The organism is Desulfosarcina sp. BuS5, assembly GCF_028752835.1.
Taxonomy (GTDB): Bacteria; Desulfobacterota; Desulfobacteria; order Desulfobacterales; family BuS5; genus BuS5.
In genome coordinates this window covers 3,943,482-3,958,617 of sequence record NZ_CP087952.1, presented here as the reverse complement: position 1 = coordinate 3,958,617, position 15,136 = coordinate 3,943,482, and the positions used below count along the sequence as shown (strand labels likewise).

Annotated in this window: 15 protein-coding genes; 5 read left to right on the top strand and 10 right to left on the bottom strand. The window is 40.5% G+C overall.

Annotated features, from left to right (window positions below; genetic code table 11):
• Nucleotides 1-14: 14 nt before the first annotated feature.
• From BuS5_RS19110 to BuS5_RS19100, 3 genes are all read right to left on the bottom strand, one after another.
• A complete protein-coding gene (locus BuS5_RS19110) occupies nucleotides 15-854 on the bottom strand; it encodes an MBL fold metallo-hydrolase (protein ID WP_027353995.1) in 840 nt (279 codons plus the stop codon).
• A gap of 17 nt (nucleotides 855-871) precedes the next feature.
• Nucleotides 872-1,645, bottom strand: a complete 774-nt coding sequence (locus BuS5_RS19105; RefSeq protein WP_198012255.1) for a 50S ribosomal protein L11 methyltransferase — start codon at nucleotides 1,643-1,645, stop codon at nucleotides 872-874.
• Between the two features lie 69 nt (nucleotides 1,646-1,714).
• Nucleotides 1,715-2,461, bottom strand: coding sequence for an ATP-binding protein (locus BuS5_RS19100; protein WP_027353997.1), 747 nt, complete (start codon nucleotides 2,459-2,461; stop codon nucleotides 1,715-1,717).
• A gap of 331 nt (nucleotides 2,462-2,792) precedes the next feature.
• On the opposite strand from BuS5_RS19100, the gene rplM reads away from it, so the two are divergent.
• The 4 genes from rplM to BuS5_RS19080 all read left to right on the top strand — a co-directional run bounded on the left by rplM (nucleotide 2,793) and on the right by BuS5_RS19080 (nucleotide 4,692).
• Nucleotides 2,793-3,227 carry a 50S ribosomal protein L13 gene (gene rplM / locus BuS5_RS19095; protein ID WP_027353998.1) on the top strand — a complete coding sequence of 145 codons (435 nt, stop codon included), beginning with the start codon at nucleotides 2,793-2,795 and terminating at the stop codon, nucleotides 3,225-3,227.
• A 138-nt stretch (nucleotides 3,228-3,365) separates the two neighbouring features.
• Nucleotides 3,366-3,761, top strand: a complete 396-nt coding sequence (gene rpsI / locus BuS5_RS19090; protein WP_027353999.1) for a 30S ribosomal protein S9 — start codon at nucleotides 3,366-3,368, stop codon at nucleotides 3,759-3,761.
• A gap of 308 nt (nucleotides 3,762-4,069) precedes the next feature.
• Nucleotides 4,070-4,306: a hypothetical protein gene (locus BuS5_RS19085; RefSeq protein WP_157487397.1), complete on the top strand. Its 237-nt coding sequence runs from the start codon at nucleotides 4,070-4,072 to the stop codon at nucleotides 4,304-4,306.
• A complete protein-coding gene (locus tag BuS5_RS19080; protein WP_027354002.1) occupies nucleotides 4,300-4,692 on the top strand; it encodes a hypothetical protein in 393 nt (130 codons plus the stop codon). Before BuS5_RS19085 ends, BuS5_RS19080 begins: the two co-directional genes overlap by 7 nt.
• Nucleotides 4,693-4,870: 178 nt before the next feature.
• Here the strand turns inward: BuS5_RS19080 and BuS5_RS19075 are convergent, their stop codons facing one another.
• A complete protein-coding gene (locus BuS5_RS19075) occupies nucleotides 4,871-5,710 on the bottom strand; it encodes a DUF4388 domain-containing protein (RefSeq protein ID WP_084445968.1) in 840 nt (279 codons plus the stop codon).
• Between the two features lie 29 nt (nucleotides 5,711-5,739).
• Here BuS5_RS19075 and BuS5_RS19070 point away from each other — a divergent pair, with 29 nt between their 5' ends.
• Nucleotides 5,740-6,369, top strand: coding sequence for a hypothetical protein (locus BuS5_RS19070; protein WP_027354003.1), 630 nt, complete (start codon nucleotides 5,740-5,742; stop codon nucleotides 6,367-6,369).
• A gap of 105 nt (nucleotides 6,370-6,474) precedes the next feature.
• On the opposite strand, the gene BuS5_RS19065 is transcribed toward BuS5_RS19070, so the two are convergent.
• The 6 genes from BuS5_RS19065 to BuS5_RS19040 all read right to left on the bottom strand — a co-directional run bounded on the left by BuS5_RS19065 (nucleotide 6,475) and on the right by BuS5_RS19040 (nucleotide 15,073).
• Nucleotides 6,475-8,820 carry an Lcl C-terminal domain-containing protein gene (locus BuS5_RS19065; protein WP_051374787.1) on the bottom strand — a complete coding sequence of 782 codons (2,346 nt, stop codon included), beginning with the start codon at nucleotides 8,818-8,820 and terminating at the stop codon, nucleotides 6,475-6,477.
• A gap of 12 nt (nucleotides 8,821-8,832) precedes the next feature.
• The gene (locus BuS5_RS19060; protein ID WP_027354004.1) at nucleotides 8,833-10,500 is read right to left on the bottom strand and encodes an Hsp70 family protein; all 1,668 of its coding nucleotides are present in this window, start codon (nucleotides 10,498-10,500) and stop codon (nucleotides 8,833-8,835) included.
• A gap of 26 nt (nucleotides 10,501-10,526) precedes the next feature.
• The gene (gene grpE / locus BuS5_RS19055; RefSeq protein WP_027354005.1) at nucleotides 10,527-11,273 is read right to left on the bottom strand and encodes a nucleotide exchange factor GrpE; all 747 of its coding nucleotides are present in this window, start codon (nucleotides 11,271-11,273) and stop codon (nucleotides 10,527-10,529) included.
• Complete coding sequence (ispG, locus tag BuS5_RS19050; RefSeq protein ID WP_027354006.1) at nucleotides 11,270-12,367, bottom strand: flavodoxin-dependent (E)-4-hydroxy-3-methylbut-2-enyl-diphosphate synthase; 1,098 nt, start codon at nucleotides 12,365-12,367, stop codon at nucleotides 11,270-11,272. The genes grpE and ispG overlap by 4 nt, the downstream gene beginning before the upstream one ends.
• 112 nt (nucleotides 12,368-12,479) lie before the next feature.
• Nucleotides 12,480-14,513, bottom strand: a complete 2,034-nt coding sequence (fusA, locus tag BuS5_RS19045) for an elongation factor G (RefSeq protein WP_027354007.1) — start codon at nucleotides 14,511-14,513, stop codon at nucleotides 12,480-12,482.
• Complete coding sequence (locus BuS5_RS19040; protein ID WP_051374788.1) at nucleotides 14,510-15,073, bottom strand: GerMN domain-containing protein; 564 nt, start codon at nucleotides 15,071-15,073, stop codon at nucleotides 14,510-14,512. The genes fusA and BuS5_RS19040 overlap by 4 nt, the downstream gene beginning before the upstream one ends.
• Between the last annotated feature and the right edge of the window lie 63 nt (nucleotides 15,074-15,136).

Genomic DNA, 15,136 nt, shown 5'->3' with positions numbered 1-15,136 from the left:
TCTTTTTCAAAGGTCTACAACTCAAAGGTCATATCACAACCCACGGCAAAACATTCGAGAGTGCTTCCTTTTTCCGAAATATGCATCCTGCATATATCAACAATCTCATCAATTTCCTGATCTGTTCTATCCTGATTATGATGAAACAGACCTAGCTTTTTTACCCCGGCCTCTATTGCCAGTTCGACCGCCTCCATATATATGGAATGGCCCCAAAGGATTCTGCTTTCATATTCATCTGCTGTATATTCAGCGTCATGAAAAAGAAGATCAGCAGATGATACGAATCCGCAATATTCATCATAGGAGGCTCCACCGGGGTGGATATAGCCTAGTTCATTATCAGTAAGAAAAACAAAAGCCTTTCCATCTTCAATAAACTTGTATCCTATTCCTTTGTTGGGGTGACTTAAAGGTATGGGAACCACTGTAATCGATCCTATCTGAAATTTATCCGGGTGGCCATTTTTATATAAAAATCTGGCCTTCAATTCTGAATATCTTACAGGAAAATTGGGAGGAGTCATTACTTTTGAGATCATATTTTCCATAAATTTTTTGGGAAAGGGAGACCTGTGCATATGAATTTCGGTTCTATCATCATAGAGTGGTTTAAAAAAAGGAAACCCCATCAGGTGATCCCAATGAGCATGGGTGATGATAAAGTTATACTTATAACGTCCTTCCGCGCTTAGGCTGTTGCCAAGCCTTCGAATTCCGGTTCCGGCATCGATAATAATGATATCATCGCTTTTAGTTCTTATCTCTATACAGGTTGTGTCGCCCCCGTATTTCATAAACTCGTTACCGGAAACAGGGATTGACCCCCTGGAACCCCAGCATTTGATAAGCATTCACCAACCCTTTAAAATTATACGCTTATTTCTCCCAAATAAGTATGCCAGACACCTTCCCGTTCCCATTTTTTAATAATCTTAACAGGATATTGTGACAATATGGAGAGTACATTTAAGGCCTGACTCCGTAACAGACCAGAGATAATAAACATTTTTTTATTCAAAAACTCTTCAGAATAGATAAGGCGCTTCATGACATCATAATGAATATTAGCAATCACCAGATCAGCGGGACAAAAAATCAAATCCTCGGCTCTGCCGTGCACAGCCAACAGTCTGTCTTCAAATCCGTTTAACTCTATATTTTTCCTTGCAGTCTTTACGGCCAGCAAATTAAAATCAACGGCCAGGACCTTACTGCATCCCAAACCCGCTGCGGCAAGCGCAAGCAGACCTGTGCCGGTACCTAGGTCGATTACGGATTTTACGTCTTTCCTGTAAAATACAATTTCAAGCGCCTCAAGGCAATCATTTGTTGTGGGATGGGTTCCTGTGCCGAAAACAATACCCGGATCGAGTATGATCTTTTTATCCTTGAGAGACCTTTCAGATTCAGTGTGCCAGGGAGGCTCTATCAGGAAACCTCCCGCCCGGAAGGGAGCAACTGCTCCTCCCTGCCACTCATCATAAGTCATATTATATTTATCTATAAGGGTCAAGGAAGGGTGCTTTTTCAGTAGTTCCTCCACCTCTGCATGGGAAGGCCTGGAAAAAAAGAGAAAGGAAAAACCATCCTCTTCCCAGTTGCCGATAAATCCACTGAAGGAAATATCTGTGCCATGTTCCATGCAGCCCTCAAGATAATATATATAAAGGTCTTTATATGGCTTGTGCATTTATTCGTAAAAATTGTCCAATTAAATTATATTATCAAATATTGCAAAAGCAGCCTTTATCGCCCGATTATCATCAGAAATCTCAATTGTAGGCCGCCCGTTCAGGTCATATTCATAAATCGTTTTATCTTCCGGGATTGTACCGGCAAGTTCCAAGTCTGCTTTATCCAACATTTCCAGCACAGTACCGGAGAGTTCCTCTTTGACCTGATTTACAATAAGATATGTTTTACCAACCCCGATGCTCAAATTTTTTGCAAGGTCATTTATTCTTACGGCTGCCAGGATGCCACGCCGGGAAGTATCAGAAACAATAAGAAGTATGTCAACATTTTTAGTTGTCAGGCGGCTTATATGCTCCATACCGGCCTCATTGTCCATCACAAGATAAGGGTAATTATCCGTCAGACGTTCAATAAAACCGGTCAGCAAAGTGTTTGCCGCACAATAACATCCCTGACCCTCAGGCTGTCCCATTACAATTAAATCATAATCCGGGGTTTCTACCACAGCCTGTTCCAGTTTCATCGACATAAATACATCCTTGGTTATTCCGCCCGGCACTACCCCTTTTTTCATCTCTTCCCGGGCATTTCCTATAGTTTCAGTTACTTCAAGCCCCAGTACCTCATTAAGATTTGCATTACTGTCGGCATCTACGGCTATAATCGGAGTCTTTTCCTTATTTACCAAATATTTAATAAGCATACCAGCCACGGTGGTTTTCCCGGTGCCACCCTTGCCGGCCAAAGCAATGGAATATGTCATTGTATTTTCTTCCCTTCCATGTATTATATAAAAATTTCAGATAATTAATTTTTTTCATTTAATCAATACAAAGTAGCAGGCAGGGGCAAACCATTACCACTACAATGTTGCAAAATATTTATAATAATATACAGAAGCCTTTCTTTCAAGTATAAAACCGAAAAGGACTGGTAAATGCATTTGAAAAATATAAATTTTAATTTGTTTTATATGACAATTTAAAATACAAAATGGTATGTTTTAAAAAATTACAAATACAGATAATTTATATTGACATCGGTAGTTATGCCGTTTATTGTAATTTGATTTATAAAATCAGGAGTGAGACACTTTGAAAAAATATACATACAGCGCAAAAACAAAAGACAATCAGAACAAGTGGCTTGTGGTAGATGCGGATGGGGCCATCCTTGGAAGACTGGCTTCTAATGTAGCCTCCCGTCTGAGAGGCAAGCATAATCCCCTGTTTACTCCGCATGTTGATATGGGGGATTCAGTTATAGTGATTAATGCCGGGAAGATACGGCTTACCGGTAGAAAATTAAAGCAAAAGCAATATTATAGACATTCAGGCTACATTGGTGGACTCAAATCTATTTCTGCTGAAAAACTGCTTGAGAAAAGACCTGAAGATCTTATCCGTTTTGCTGTAAAGGGAATGCTTCCCAAGAACAGGCTCGGGTCAAAACTCTTTAAAAAGTTGAAGGTATATGCGGGAAATAGTCATCCCCATGACGCCCAGCAGCCTGAAGCCTTAGAATTATAGATTTTCAGATAATTAATTGCACAAGGCCGGAGGGAGGAAGGCGTATTGTAATATTCCGACGACCGATAACGCAGTGAAATTATTTATGTGACAATCTATATAATAATATTTATAACCAAGACACTAACGGACAATTAAATGGAACAAGAAAATACTTATTACGCAACAGGAAGACGGAAAAAAGCTATTGCCAGAACCTGGCTGAAATCAGGGACAGGCAACATTACAATTAACAAACGATCGGCAGACAATTATTTTTCAGTTAAATCTCTTATGGATATTATGGCTGAGCCCTTAGTCTTAACTGATAACTTAAGTAAATATGATGTAGTAGTAACAGTCAAGGGGGGCGGAAGTACGGGTCAGGCCGGAGCTATAAGGCACGGTATAACCAGGGCGCTTATGCTCGTCGACCCCGACCTTAGGACAGCACTTAAAAAAGCCGGCTTTGTAAGACGCGACTCCAGGGTTAAAGAAAGAAAGAAATACGGCCAAAAAGGGGCACGCGCGCGCTTCCAGTTCTCAAAACGGTAAATATTTTTTATTCAAACAGGCTGGACCTCTTCCCGCCTGTTTGAATAATTTTCAATTATGAACTGCTTTGCCTATCTATTAACAGTCCTTGCCATACAGACCATTTCAAACCTGTCAAAAGCCGGAACAAAACTTCATGGTCAAGAGAATATCCCCCACGGCTCAATAATATATGTTACAAATCATTCCACTATGATGGAAACCCCTTTCCTGCCATATAACATTTTTAGGGTTACAGGTATTCCCATATGGTCTTTGGCTGATAATAGACTTTTTCAAGGGGCCTTCCCGGAGCTTATCCGGAAAAAGTGGGCACAGTCTCGACCATGGATCCTGACAGGGATCTTTTAATCGTAAAGGCCCTTCTCACCGGTGAGGCGGACTGGATTATTTATCCTGAAGGCCGGATGGTTAAAAATAAAAAAATTTTACAAAAGGCAGTTTCATGGTCTCATATGCCGGAAAAAAGCATAAACTCCATTCCGGTGCCGCAACACTTGCTCTCCGAACAGAATTTTATAGACAGAGGCTCAGGGCTATGGTAAAAACCAAACCTGGGGAAGCAAAGCGTATCATGGATCTTTTTGGAATAGATTCGATAGAATATGTTTTAAAAAGAGATACATACATTGTTCCTGTCAACATAACCTATTATCCTGTAAGAGCCATGGCAAACATATTAAGCAAATTGGCCGGCTATCTACTGGAGGAGATAGAGGAACGTCTGCTGGAAGAGATAATGATCGAAGGAACGATGCTTTTTTCGGGTGTAGATGTAGATATTAGATTCGGAGAACCTCTAAAAATAAACCGGTTTATGGAACATCCTAAAATTCAGCAGGATATCTCTGCCAAGATAAAAATCAATTTTGACGATGATCTACCTTCAAAAAGTATTATGCAGAAAGCAGCTGGGGAAGGCATATTATAATACTCCGACGACCGATAACGCACCCAAAATTTTTATATTAAAGTCGGCATCCTTCATTTGTCGTTGACACTTTTGAAACAACAATGGGACACAGATGCACACAGATAAACACAGATAGGTTTATTTGTTAAAAAAAGTGTAAAATACTTTTGAAGTGATATGAAGGATGCCTTAAAGTCTATATAAAACAACTTCTGACTGTCTGCAGAATATTATAATATTCGCATATAATAGCAGAAAAATTAACAGTATCTTTTTCTTCCACCTGTCCCGCGGCGCATTCTTCAACCAGGCCATATGAAATCAGGGAGTACAATATTCTATAGACTGAATATTTATCAAAACCGCTTTTTTTTATTATTCCTTCAACAGAGCATGTTCCGTCGACAAATGAGAGCATCCGCCATTCATTTAATTGAAGTATTATACCTTCATTATCCAGTATTTTTTCAGTTATATTAAAGACCATTTTTTCGTTATTGATCTTTTTTTTAAAAATTGACATTTCATCTATGCGACGCGCTGCTTCAAGGATTATGTTCATTGTGTTGAACGGAGCAACAATCATTTCGTCAAAATTATGCGCCTGGTCTTTATATTCAAAATTACCTTCATTCCACAGGAAGATGTTATAAAGAATCTCTTCCACCTGCTTGTTGCTGAATTGTTTTAGAATATCGGTGGTAATATGTTTTTTTATTACAAGAAATTTGCCGATGGCAAGGTTTTGCTTTTTGCTTTCAGCAATTGCATCCATCAGCTGCTTATAGGTTATGATTCCTTCATTAACCATAAGAGTTCCTAAGCGGAATTCTTTTTGTGAACTTGTGGCGTATATAATGGAGCCATCCTTAATAATAATTTTGACTTCATTCTTTTCATTTGTTATTTTAAGAATTCCAGTCTTCTGATCATTGCATAGAAGTTGCAATAAGTCTGCAAGGTCGATAGTATTAATATTGCCTGTGAGTGACATTTTACTCCATTTAAATTGTTTATAATTTTTTGTATATCCCATTATAATTCTTGTCAATTATTTTACAGCATATGAAACAGGGTAATGCTATAAAAATAGAAAAAATACAACAAATCCTTCAAAAACGGGGGATCGGTGTTGAAAAGTTTGAACATGGAATAAGGCTCTCCCTTGAGCATGCAAAAACACCGAATGTTGCTGCCGATTTTTATATTACAAACCCCGAAATTGATATTAAAAAGTTGTTCAAGAGTCTGTCCGTCGGCAGTCATAAACACGAAACAGCACAAACCGCTATGTTCGGATGCACCAGCGACACTCATGCCTGCTATGCAATGATTACATTAAAAAAAAATACTGGAGTTTACCATATTCACCACAAGGGCGCAAAAGCGGTTATTGAAGAGCTTCAGGGAGTCGACTCCAAAATGTTCAGGCAGGCTATGGACCAGCTTGGGCTTCCAAGATCCGGGAAGGTAAGGCTTGCGTTAACAAGAATTTTCAGAGATGCAATGGATGCTGATGAGCTTATGGCAACAATTGCAGATGAGGCGGACAGAATAGTAAAAGCAGGCGAGCAGGATATCATCAGGGATTTGCGTAAGGTCGGTCAGGTGACCTTTATTACAAATATTCTTCATATATTGTGGGAGACGATAGTATTAAAGCATATCAAGTCACCTGATAAATTTCTAACCTGATTTTTTGGCCACTATAGAGCTTCACATAATTCATTTCACAAGGCCAGAGGTGGTAGGGGTTCAAAATCTTGAACCCCTACTCCGACGACCGATAACGCAGTGAAATTATTTATGTGAAGCTCTATACCTTACCGCACGTACGGATCCGCAGTCCCGCGAATCTCTCTCCTCCTTTTCCCACATAACTTCATTTTTAGAAGTTACAATGTCAACCACTTTGCTCCAGCCGTCAGCATAGCGTGAATAATTTTTTGATGTCCAGTACCATTCAGATTCACCTTGAGGAAAAAAAGGCTTTTGCTTATAGAGCTGAGCCAGTTCAACGACAGTCGGCAGGCGCCAGTCGTTATATCCGCCTGTCTTTAAATTATTAGTATATTCTATTGCAGAGTCGTAGTCTAGACAATCATCCGTATCGAGCAGGGAATCAGCCACGCACCATGTCAGGCCGGTCTTTATGTCCCTTACAGTATCATTACTGTTGAGAATAAAACGGTTGCCGGATTTTTTAATTAACCTTATCAGACGTTCTTTTTTAGCGGCAGTTTTTGCCATTAATTCCTTTTTGTCCAGATTGGCCAGTTCCACCTTTATCTTATCATTTATGTAAGAATCGGGATAAGCATTTAAATAATCAATAAAAATTTGTCTTCCGGCCTGGTAATCCCCCCCTTTAGCATTTACTTTTTGCAGCATCCGGGCGAAAGTTTCTTTTTCCCATAAGCGGGTGCGTAGAATATCCTGTTGTTCTTTAATTTCTACAGCACGTTGATGCCCATTATATATTTTAATAAAGTCATCGCATGAGAGCACTCCTTTTTCCCAGTCCTCATTTTTTGCACATTTCTCAATCTCCTTAAGCAGAGTCAGGTAATATTCCTCGCGTATGTTCGATAGGATTTTTTTTGCATTTTTGATATTTTTACCTTTTGGATGTTCCTTTAAATATGCGGAATATGCCAATGCTCTTACCTGCACCAGCTTGCCGTGTAACCTGTCCAGTTCTTTGTAATCAATATCATCAAGCAGCACCGATAATTCCTCGATTTTTTTTTTAATTTTATCCGCGTAAAGGCTTTTCGGATATCTCCTTATAAACTCCTTGTAAATTGCCAGAGCATTTTGATATTTTTTTTCCGCCAATAATTTATCCGCATCGGCAGTGAACTCTTTTGCTTTCAGCTCATCTATGGCAAGGCGCAACTTTTCCAGCCGTTTTACAGCATCAATAGTACGGTCGCTCTCTTTATGTGTGCTGATATAATTATTGAATACCCGCACCTTTTTTTGCAGATCATTATCATTTTCTATACCAGCAAGCACCTGCTGATATTCTTTTTTCAGCTTGCTTTCATTTTTTATATGTAAATATATTCCAGTGCCGGCGCCTATAAACAGCAATGCAGCAATGACTACAGCATACAGAACCCAGCCCGGCCTTTTTGCTTTAGTCTCAATTTTCCATTTTTTTTTCCTGGAGTAATCTCTAATATACTTGTGAGCTTCATTTCTGTTCATGCCTAATTTGACGGCGGAATCGACCAGAGCATTATAATATTCCGTTCTTATTGTACCATCCATCCCCGCCACATCAATATCTGAATCCAGACCTTTAAGAAGAGAGCGGGCATTGGTCATGTCATACGAGTTGCGGGTGTTTTCAGTCTTGAAAATCGTTCGACAATGCCCTGCCAAGGCTATTCCGGCTGTGCCAAGAGCGTCTTTTTTACCTCTTTTGTGTAATTCGGACTCTCTTTTTTTTGATTTTTCTTGCAAGGATTCCAGACTGGAGTCCGAAGGAAGATCAAGGAATTGATAAAGAGATGATTTTCCTACGATTTTAAGATTATCAGTTATAATTTTTTCTATAGCTTTATCTAAAGGTTTGGGCTTTTTTGCTGATTTTTGTAAGCTTTTTTTGATGGGGCAGGTTACTCTCTTGCGGATCTCTTTGGCGCTTACAGAGTGAATTTTCGCAAGCTCTAACAGCTCGTCTTTAGTTATGTATCCTTTAGCGGAGCGTAACTTAACCTGCTTGTTTATCTCCGCATTTTTTGCATCTTCCCTTTGCTTTACCCTTTTTCTGATTTCATTGTCTTTAACAGAATGGCGTTTGGCCAGATTAAAAATTTCTTCGTCGGTTATGAAACCCTTGCTCATACAGATGGCAATATGCCTGTCTATCACCAAAAATTTTTCGCCGGCTTTTTTTGAAAGGATTGTTGCCGCATTTGAGGCTTCGGTTTTCCGCAGCTCCGGATCACCCATGATCCTGCGGATTTCAGGAAGCAGGCCGATATACTGTTTAGCTTTTAAGCCCTTGGTGGGATGATTGCGGGAGCGGCTCCATTCAGCCTGCTTTTGCTTAATCGCCAGCTCAATTATTTTTTGCTCCTCTTCAGGGGGATCGATTGACAAATCGAGCAGTATATAGAAATTTTTTCTTCCCATTATAGGCCATTTTTAGTGAACAAACAGATTATTGCACCTTGCCTTGGCTTCTTCAAGTTCCTCTCCATTTATTACAGCGCATGTATTCAGGGTAACATCCACACATCGAGATTTGTAAGTTTCTACAGCATTAATTTGCAGACAGCCATCCATATCCAGATTAAAAGTGATTTCAACTGGGAGATCGGCCGGAAGACCGTCAGGTAGATCGAGGACAGCGGTTCCGATCTCTATTGCATATTGCGGAGGAAGAGTCTTTTCACTGGTTTCATTCTCCATGATCCGGATCAGGACTGTCTCCTGATCAGCGATCCCTGTAAAAAAGGCCTTTTTGGTGTTTACAGGTACAGATGTGTTTCGTGTAATGAGATTAAATACAAGCTCTTCGTTCTGCCTGTTTCTTACTATAACTCCAAAGCTCTTGCTAGTGACGTTTTTAACCTTTACGGCAGACCGCTCAACCGCGGCAAGAGTATATCCTGTTTCACCTGCAACCTGCCGGGCAGCTTCCTGGATCTGCGCAGGAGTCACATCAACCGCGTCTGTCAGTTCAATAAGGTCATCAAATGGCTTTATTTTTTTACCTGTATTTTCGGAAATTTTTTTAATCAGGCCATCATTAAGAACAAGTTTACATCCATATATTGCAGCGCCTTTTGCTATGGATTCATCAGGATCGAAGGACTTGGGCTCCATGGAGAACTCTTCCTTAATACGTTTCATTATCAGCGGCATGCGTGTGGCTCCGCCTACCAGTATGATTTCATCGAATTTATCATAACCTTTTTTTCTTGCCTCTTCCAGCATATCATGGATAAAAGCGATCGTTCTTTCAAGTAGATCCGTTGTAATCTCTTCAAACTTTTTTCGTTCCAGTTCAACCTTAACTCTTTCTCCCCCGTGAGTGATGGCAATCGGGGTCTTCTCCCTCTGGGAGAGGACTTTTTTTGCTTTTTCAGCCGAAAGCTGCAGTTCCTGGCAGGTGTCGGGATCATCGAGAATATCCTCTTCAATTCCTGTCTTATTCTTAAATTTTTCAACAAGGTATGATACAATTCTATCGTCCCAGTCTTTTCCTCCCAGGTTATGATCTCCTCCTGTGCATATTACTTCGATTGCATCGGGTTTAATCTCTATCATTGTTATATCAAATGTCCCGCCTCCTAGATCGTAAACAAGTACGGTTTTTCTTTCGGATGATTCGACAGTTCCATATGCAATGGCGGCGGCGGTCGGTTCATTTATAATTTGGCGCACATTATATCCTGCTATCTCACCGGCTTTTTTAGTTGCCTCACGTTCATTAATCCCGAAATATGCAGGACATGTGATTACCACGTCGGTAATCTTTTCACCCAGGTTCTGTTCCGCATCCTGGACTACTTTTCTTATAATATAACTCGAAATTTCCTCGGCCCTGTACATCTTTGAATCATACTCGAAGAGAAAATTAGGCTCACCCATGGACCGTTTTACAAAACTAACCACCTCATCAGGATAAATTTTTGAGCTTTCTTTTGCCACATCACCGACAACTATGTTGCCTTCATCAAAGAAAACCACTGAAGGGGTAAGATGCTGGTTTTCAACATTAGGCAGAATAACAGGTTTTCCGTATTCATCCACATAAGCTATAGACGAATATGTGGTGCCTAAATCTATGCCAAAAACTTTTTTCATCTTCTCACTCATCGCGGATCTCCATTTTAAGAATTTTTGTATGTTAAAATTTGAACCATTTCCGGGCGGATTACCTTATCGTCGCATTCATAGCCGTGAGATATGGTGGCTGTTACCATTTTATCTTTTGATTTATCTGTTGTTGCTGTTTTTTTTACTATTTTTTGCCTGGCGGGGTCGATAACCTCATTGTTGCAGGTAAAAGTATTTACACCTTGCAATAAAAAAACATCTTCTATATCTGAAGGGATGCTTTCAATAAAATCAAGCAGTTTCCCGAACTCCGAATCGGAAGGTTCTTTATCTTTATGATACGCTAAAAATTTTCTGATCCCATCGACAACTTTTATCATATCCAGGATGATGGCCATTGACTGCTTTTTTATAATATCATTTTTGTATTGCTGGAGTTCATGATGAAGATCATCTATTATTTTTTCCTTATGAGCATCATATTTCAGTTTGCTTGTAAACTCATTGGATAACTGTTCTATCTGCTTTTCAAGACTCTCCAGTTTTAGGATTGTGAGGTCAATCCCGTCATCTTCAATAATATCAGCAGCATCTTCAAGTTGATTCTCTTCACCGACAAATGCGCCGAAATCCGGTTGATCAAAGTCCCTTTCAACTTTTGCTGCAATCGCTTTAAAATCGTTATGAGCAGGCTGGAAAATTTCAGTAAGTTCCAGGATTTCTCCGGAGTCCTCCGAAGGTATGGCCTGTGTTTGTTCTTTTTCAAAAAAAACGGGGTCATTTAGATGATTTTCAATCATTGTAATTTACCACCCTCCAAGTAATTTTTTTCGTATTCCTTGATCTCTTTCAACAAAATATCAACTAATCTATCCTCCGGGATTTTTTTAACAACCTTACCTTTTTTGAATAGAATGCCTGCGCCTTTCCCTCCGGCAATACCTATATCCGCTTCCCTGGCTTCTCCCGGCCCGTTTACTATGCATCCCATGATCGCAATCTTTAAAGGCATTGATGATGTTAAAAGCGCCTTCTCTACCTGTTTCGCAATATTAAAGAGATCGATTTTGCATCTTCCGCAAGTCGGGCACGAAATTATTTCCGGTCCGTGTTTTCGCATTCCAAGGGCTTTCAGAATCTCAAAACCGGTTCTAATCTCTTCCACAGGATCCCTGGTCAATGATACGCGTATGGTGTCACCAATACCTTCTGCAAGAAGCATGCCTATGCCAACGGACGATTTGACTATCCCGGGGAAAAGCCCTCCGGCCTCTGTTACGCCGACATGAAGAGGAATATCTGTATGGCAGGAAAGCAGCCTGTATGCATCCAGTGTCCTTGGTATATCAGACGCTTTTAAGGAAAGCTTGATTTCATGAAAACCGAGCGAATCCAACAGGTCAACGTGCCTCAAGGCGCTTTCAACCATTGCTTCGGCCGTTACACCGCCATGTTTTTCCAAAAATTCCTTTTCCAGGGAACCGGCATTCACACCGATTCTTATGGGGATATTAAAATTTTTCGCGGCATCTGTAACTGCTTTGACCTTTTTTCTGCCTCCAATGTTCCCCGGGTTTATCCTGAGAGCATCAGCGCCTGATTCTGCTGCGGCAACAGCCAGGCGATAATCAAAGTGTATATCTGCTATCAAAGGGATGGAAATCTCTTTTTTGATCTTTACGATAGCTGTTGCAGCCTCCATATCAGGAACCGCCACACGTATGATTTCACAACCGGCTTCTTCCAGGCGTTTGATCTGCGAAACAGTTGCCTGGACATCCTCTGTGGGTGTATTGGTCATGGACTGAACCGCAACGGGCGCAAAGCCCCCGATCTTTACCTTGCCCACATAAATCTCTTTTGTCTTTTTACGCTTTATTAAAAAAGGAGTCATAATTTTGATTATGGTTTGCGGGTTGTGGATTATATATTGAAGGTTGCTTGCAGATTATAGTATTTCAATGTCAATTAATTGACAATTTTATCCATAACTGTTCCCGGACGGGCTATCTTTTATCAAAATGAGAAAATTGCATCGTAAAAGTTCCTCGGCCCTGGGTGGCGGATCTTAATGATGTTGAAAACCCGAACATTTTAGCAAGTGAAACAGAGGCCTTTATGGCCTGTGATCCGATCTGATGTTCAACCGATTCTATCTGGCCGTTTCGTGAATTAAGGTCGCCAATAACATCTCCGGTAAAGGATTCAGGCACAAAGACCTCAACACTCATTACGGGGTCAAGTAGAAACGCTCTTCCGTCTTGCAGGGCCTTCTTGACGGCCATGGAGGCACAAACATTATATGCAAGTTCCGTACCCATAGATTCTTTGTAAGAACCTCCAGTGAGTACTGCCTCAACATCGACCACAGGATAACCCATTAATGCTCCGCTATCCAGGGCTTCCATTACACCTTTTTTTATGGCCGGCAGGAAAATTTTCGGTATTTTATCTTCGGGCAGCTCTGATATGAATATAGTCTCACTTCCTCTTGGTAATGGCTTAAGCCTTATTGTGACCTCGCCGAAATGGTGCCGGCCGGCAACCTCCTTATCGAAAACCGCTGAGGCTTTAACTTCCCGCTCTATCGACTCCCTGTAAACCACTTGTGGTTTGCCGACATTAACAGATGTTTTAAATTCACGCTGCATACGGCTTATTATTACTTCCAGGTGAAGTTCACCCATTCCGGACAGAATAATTTGGCCGGTATCCTCATCTTTTTTGCATCTTAAGGTTGGATCTTCGGCGATAAATTTTTCTATCACATCGTCAATTTTCTCTTGATCCGCATGGGTTTTTGGTTCAACTGCAATAGAAATGACAGGTTCGTAAAAATCTATTTTTTCCAGGAGAACAGGGTGTTCTTCGGAACATAGGGTCTCCCCGGTGGAAGATTCCTTTAATCCCACAATCCCGACTATGCTGCCTGCACCCGCCCTATCTATCCTTTCTTTTTTGTTCGCATGCATTCTGAGAATCCTGGTAAGCTTCTCTTTTTTTTGGCGAACCGGATTGTAAAGATCCTCTTTAACCTTGATATTTCCGCTGTATATCCGAAGGTAAGAAAGCTTTCTTCCTTCTGACATAGACACTTTAAAGATAAGAGCGGCAAGGGGTTCTTTATCACTGGCCCTGCATTCAATTATTTCTTCCGTTTCAGGATTAATCCCCTTTATCGGCGGCACATCCAAGGGGCTTGGAAGAAAAAAATTAATCGCATCCAGTAGAGGCTGTATGCCCTTGTTCTTTAATGCGCTGCCGCACAAAGCAGGAACGAGCTTTAAATCAATGACAGATTTTCGTATAGCAGCAAGAAGTATGGTGTTGTCGATGGGAGCTTCGGATAGATAGGCTTCCATTATATCGTCATCATATTCGGCAAGCAATTCTATAAGTTTCTCACGGTACTCTTCGGCGCGTTCGATATAATCTGATGAGATTTCTTCTATTGTAAAAGTTTCACCCCTGGTCTCGTCATGGTAGAGTATCTGTTTCATGTTCAGAAGGTCGATTACACCGATAAAATCGTCTTCTGATCCGATCGGCAGTTGAATTATAAGAGGTTCGGCATTAAGTTTTTTCTTCATCATTTCTACGGTTTTAAAAAAATTTGCGCCGATTCTATCCAGTTTATTGATAAATGCTATTTTGGGGACAAAATATTTATCAGCCTGGCGCCAAACGGTTTCGGACTGAGGCTCGACTCCTCCAACAGCGCAAAAAACACCAACTACACCGTCTAACACTCTTAGTGAGCGCTCCACCTCGATAGTAAAATCGACATGACCTGGAGTATCTATTATCTGAATTTCACCCCCCTTCCAGTGACAGGTTGTAACAGCGGAGGTTATTGTAATTCCACGTTCCTGCTCGTCCAGCATCCAGTCCATTACAGCCTCGCCATCATGGACTTCTCCTATTTTATGAGATCGGCCGGTATAGTAGAGAATCCGCTCAGTCACCGTAGTTTTTCCAGCATCAATATGTGCAATAATACCGATATTTCGTATTTTTTTTATTTGGTCAGTTTTTTTCATCGTATCAAAAGCATGTCGGCTTTAAAATGCGGCCGCAGACTAATATGTCCTGCAAGAGTCATTGATTCGCGTCCGCATATTAATATCTTTACCCTGTTAATTTCAGGAATATTAAGAATTAGTGAATTTACAATTGAATATATGGTTAAAAGTTCAGTTGTTGCTCCTCCAGGTTGATTATCTCTTACCTCTTCCGACAGATCTACATAAGCGGTTGCAGCATCAGTTATATAAAAAGCTGAAATTTTGGTACCTTCCGGTATTGTCCGCATCAGACCTTGAGCAGGACCTTGAATCAGCATTTTTAGAATGTTTTCTCCAGCTTCAGCCGGGTCGGATAGAGATGCAAGACGCCTTTTTTCAGCCCTTAAAAATAACTGTTTCCTGTCGGCAAAATAGAGGTGTATTTCCTGATATTCAGATTGATCATTATAAGATTCTACCTGTAAAGTATTATCTTTATCCTGATTATTCTGTCCTTCCGGTTTATTAAAAACCACAATTAATACTGTCAAGAGAACAACTATGAGCACTGATAATATGGTTTTCAAACTTGTCATAATTTTAAACGGGCAATAGTGTTCATCTTCCGTTGTTCATGGGATTTAATCTCTTAAGACTGT

Excerpts from the sequence above, each read along its gene's own strand:
- BuS5_RS19040 (WP_051374788.1), bottom strand. The coding sequence starts at position 15,073 with ATGACAAGTTTGAAAACCATATTATCAGTGCTCATAGTTGTTCTCTTG.
- grpE (WP_027354005.1), bottom strand. The coding sequence starts at position 11,273 with ATGATTGAAAATCATCTAAATGACCCCGTTTTTTTTGAAAAAGAACAA.
- BuS5_RS19105 (WP_198012255.1), bottom strand. The coding sequence starts at position 1,645 with ATGGAACATGGCACAGATATTTCCTTCAGTGGATTTATCGGCAACTGG.
- BuS5_RS19075 (WP_084445968.1), bottom strand. The coding sequence starts at position 5,710 with ATGGGATATACAAAAAATTATAAACAATTTAAATGGAGTAAAATGTCA.
- BuS5_RS19070 (WP_027354003.1), top strand. The coding sequence starts at position 5,740 with ATGAAACAGGGTAATGCTATAAAAATAGAAAAAATACAACAAATCCTT.
- ispG (WP_027354006.1), bottom strand. The coding sequence starts at position 12,367 with ATGACTCCTTTTTTAATAAAGCGTAAAAAGACAAAAGAGATTTATGTG.
- rpsI (WP_027353999.1), top strand. The coding sequence starts at position 3,366 with ATGGAACAAGAAAATACTTATTACGCAACAGGAAGACGGAAAAAAGCT.
- BuS5_RS19060 (WP_027354004.1), bottom strand. The coding sequence starts at position 10,500 with ATGAAAAAAGTTTTTGGCATAGATTTAGGCACCACATATTCGTCTATA.
- BuS5_RS19100 (WP_027353997.1), bottom strand. The coding sequence starts at position 2,461 with ATGACATATTCCATTGCTTTGGCCGGCAAGGGTGGCACCGGGAAAACC.
- BuS5_RS19065 (WP_051374787.1), bottom strand. The coding sequence starts at position 8,820 with ATGGGAAGAAAAAATTTCTATATACTGCTCGATTTGTCAATCGATCCC.
- BuS5_RS19080 (WP_027354002.1), top strand. The coding sequence starts at position 4,300 with ATGGTAAAAACCAAACCTGGGGAAGCAAAGCGTATCATGGATCTTTTT.
- BuS5_RS19110 (WP_027353995.1), bottom strand. The coding sequence starts at position 854 with ATGCTTATCAAATGCTGGGGTTCCAGGGGGTCAATCCCTGTTTCCGGT.
- fusA (WP_027354007.1), bottom strand. The coding sequence starts at position 14,513 with ATGAAAAAAACTGACCAAATAAAAAAAATACGAAATATCGGTATTATT.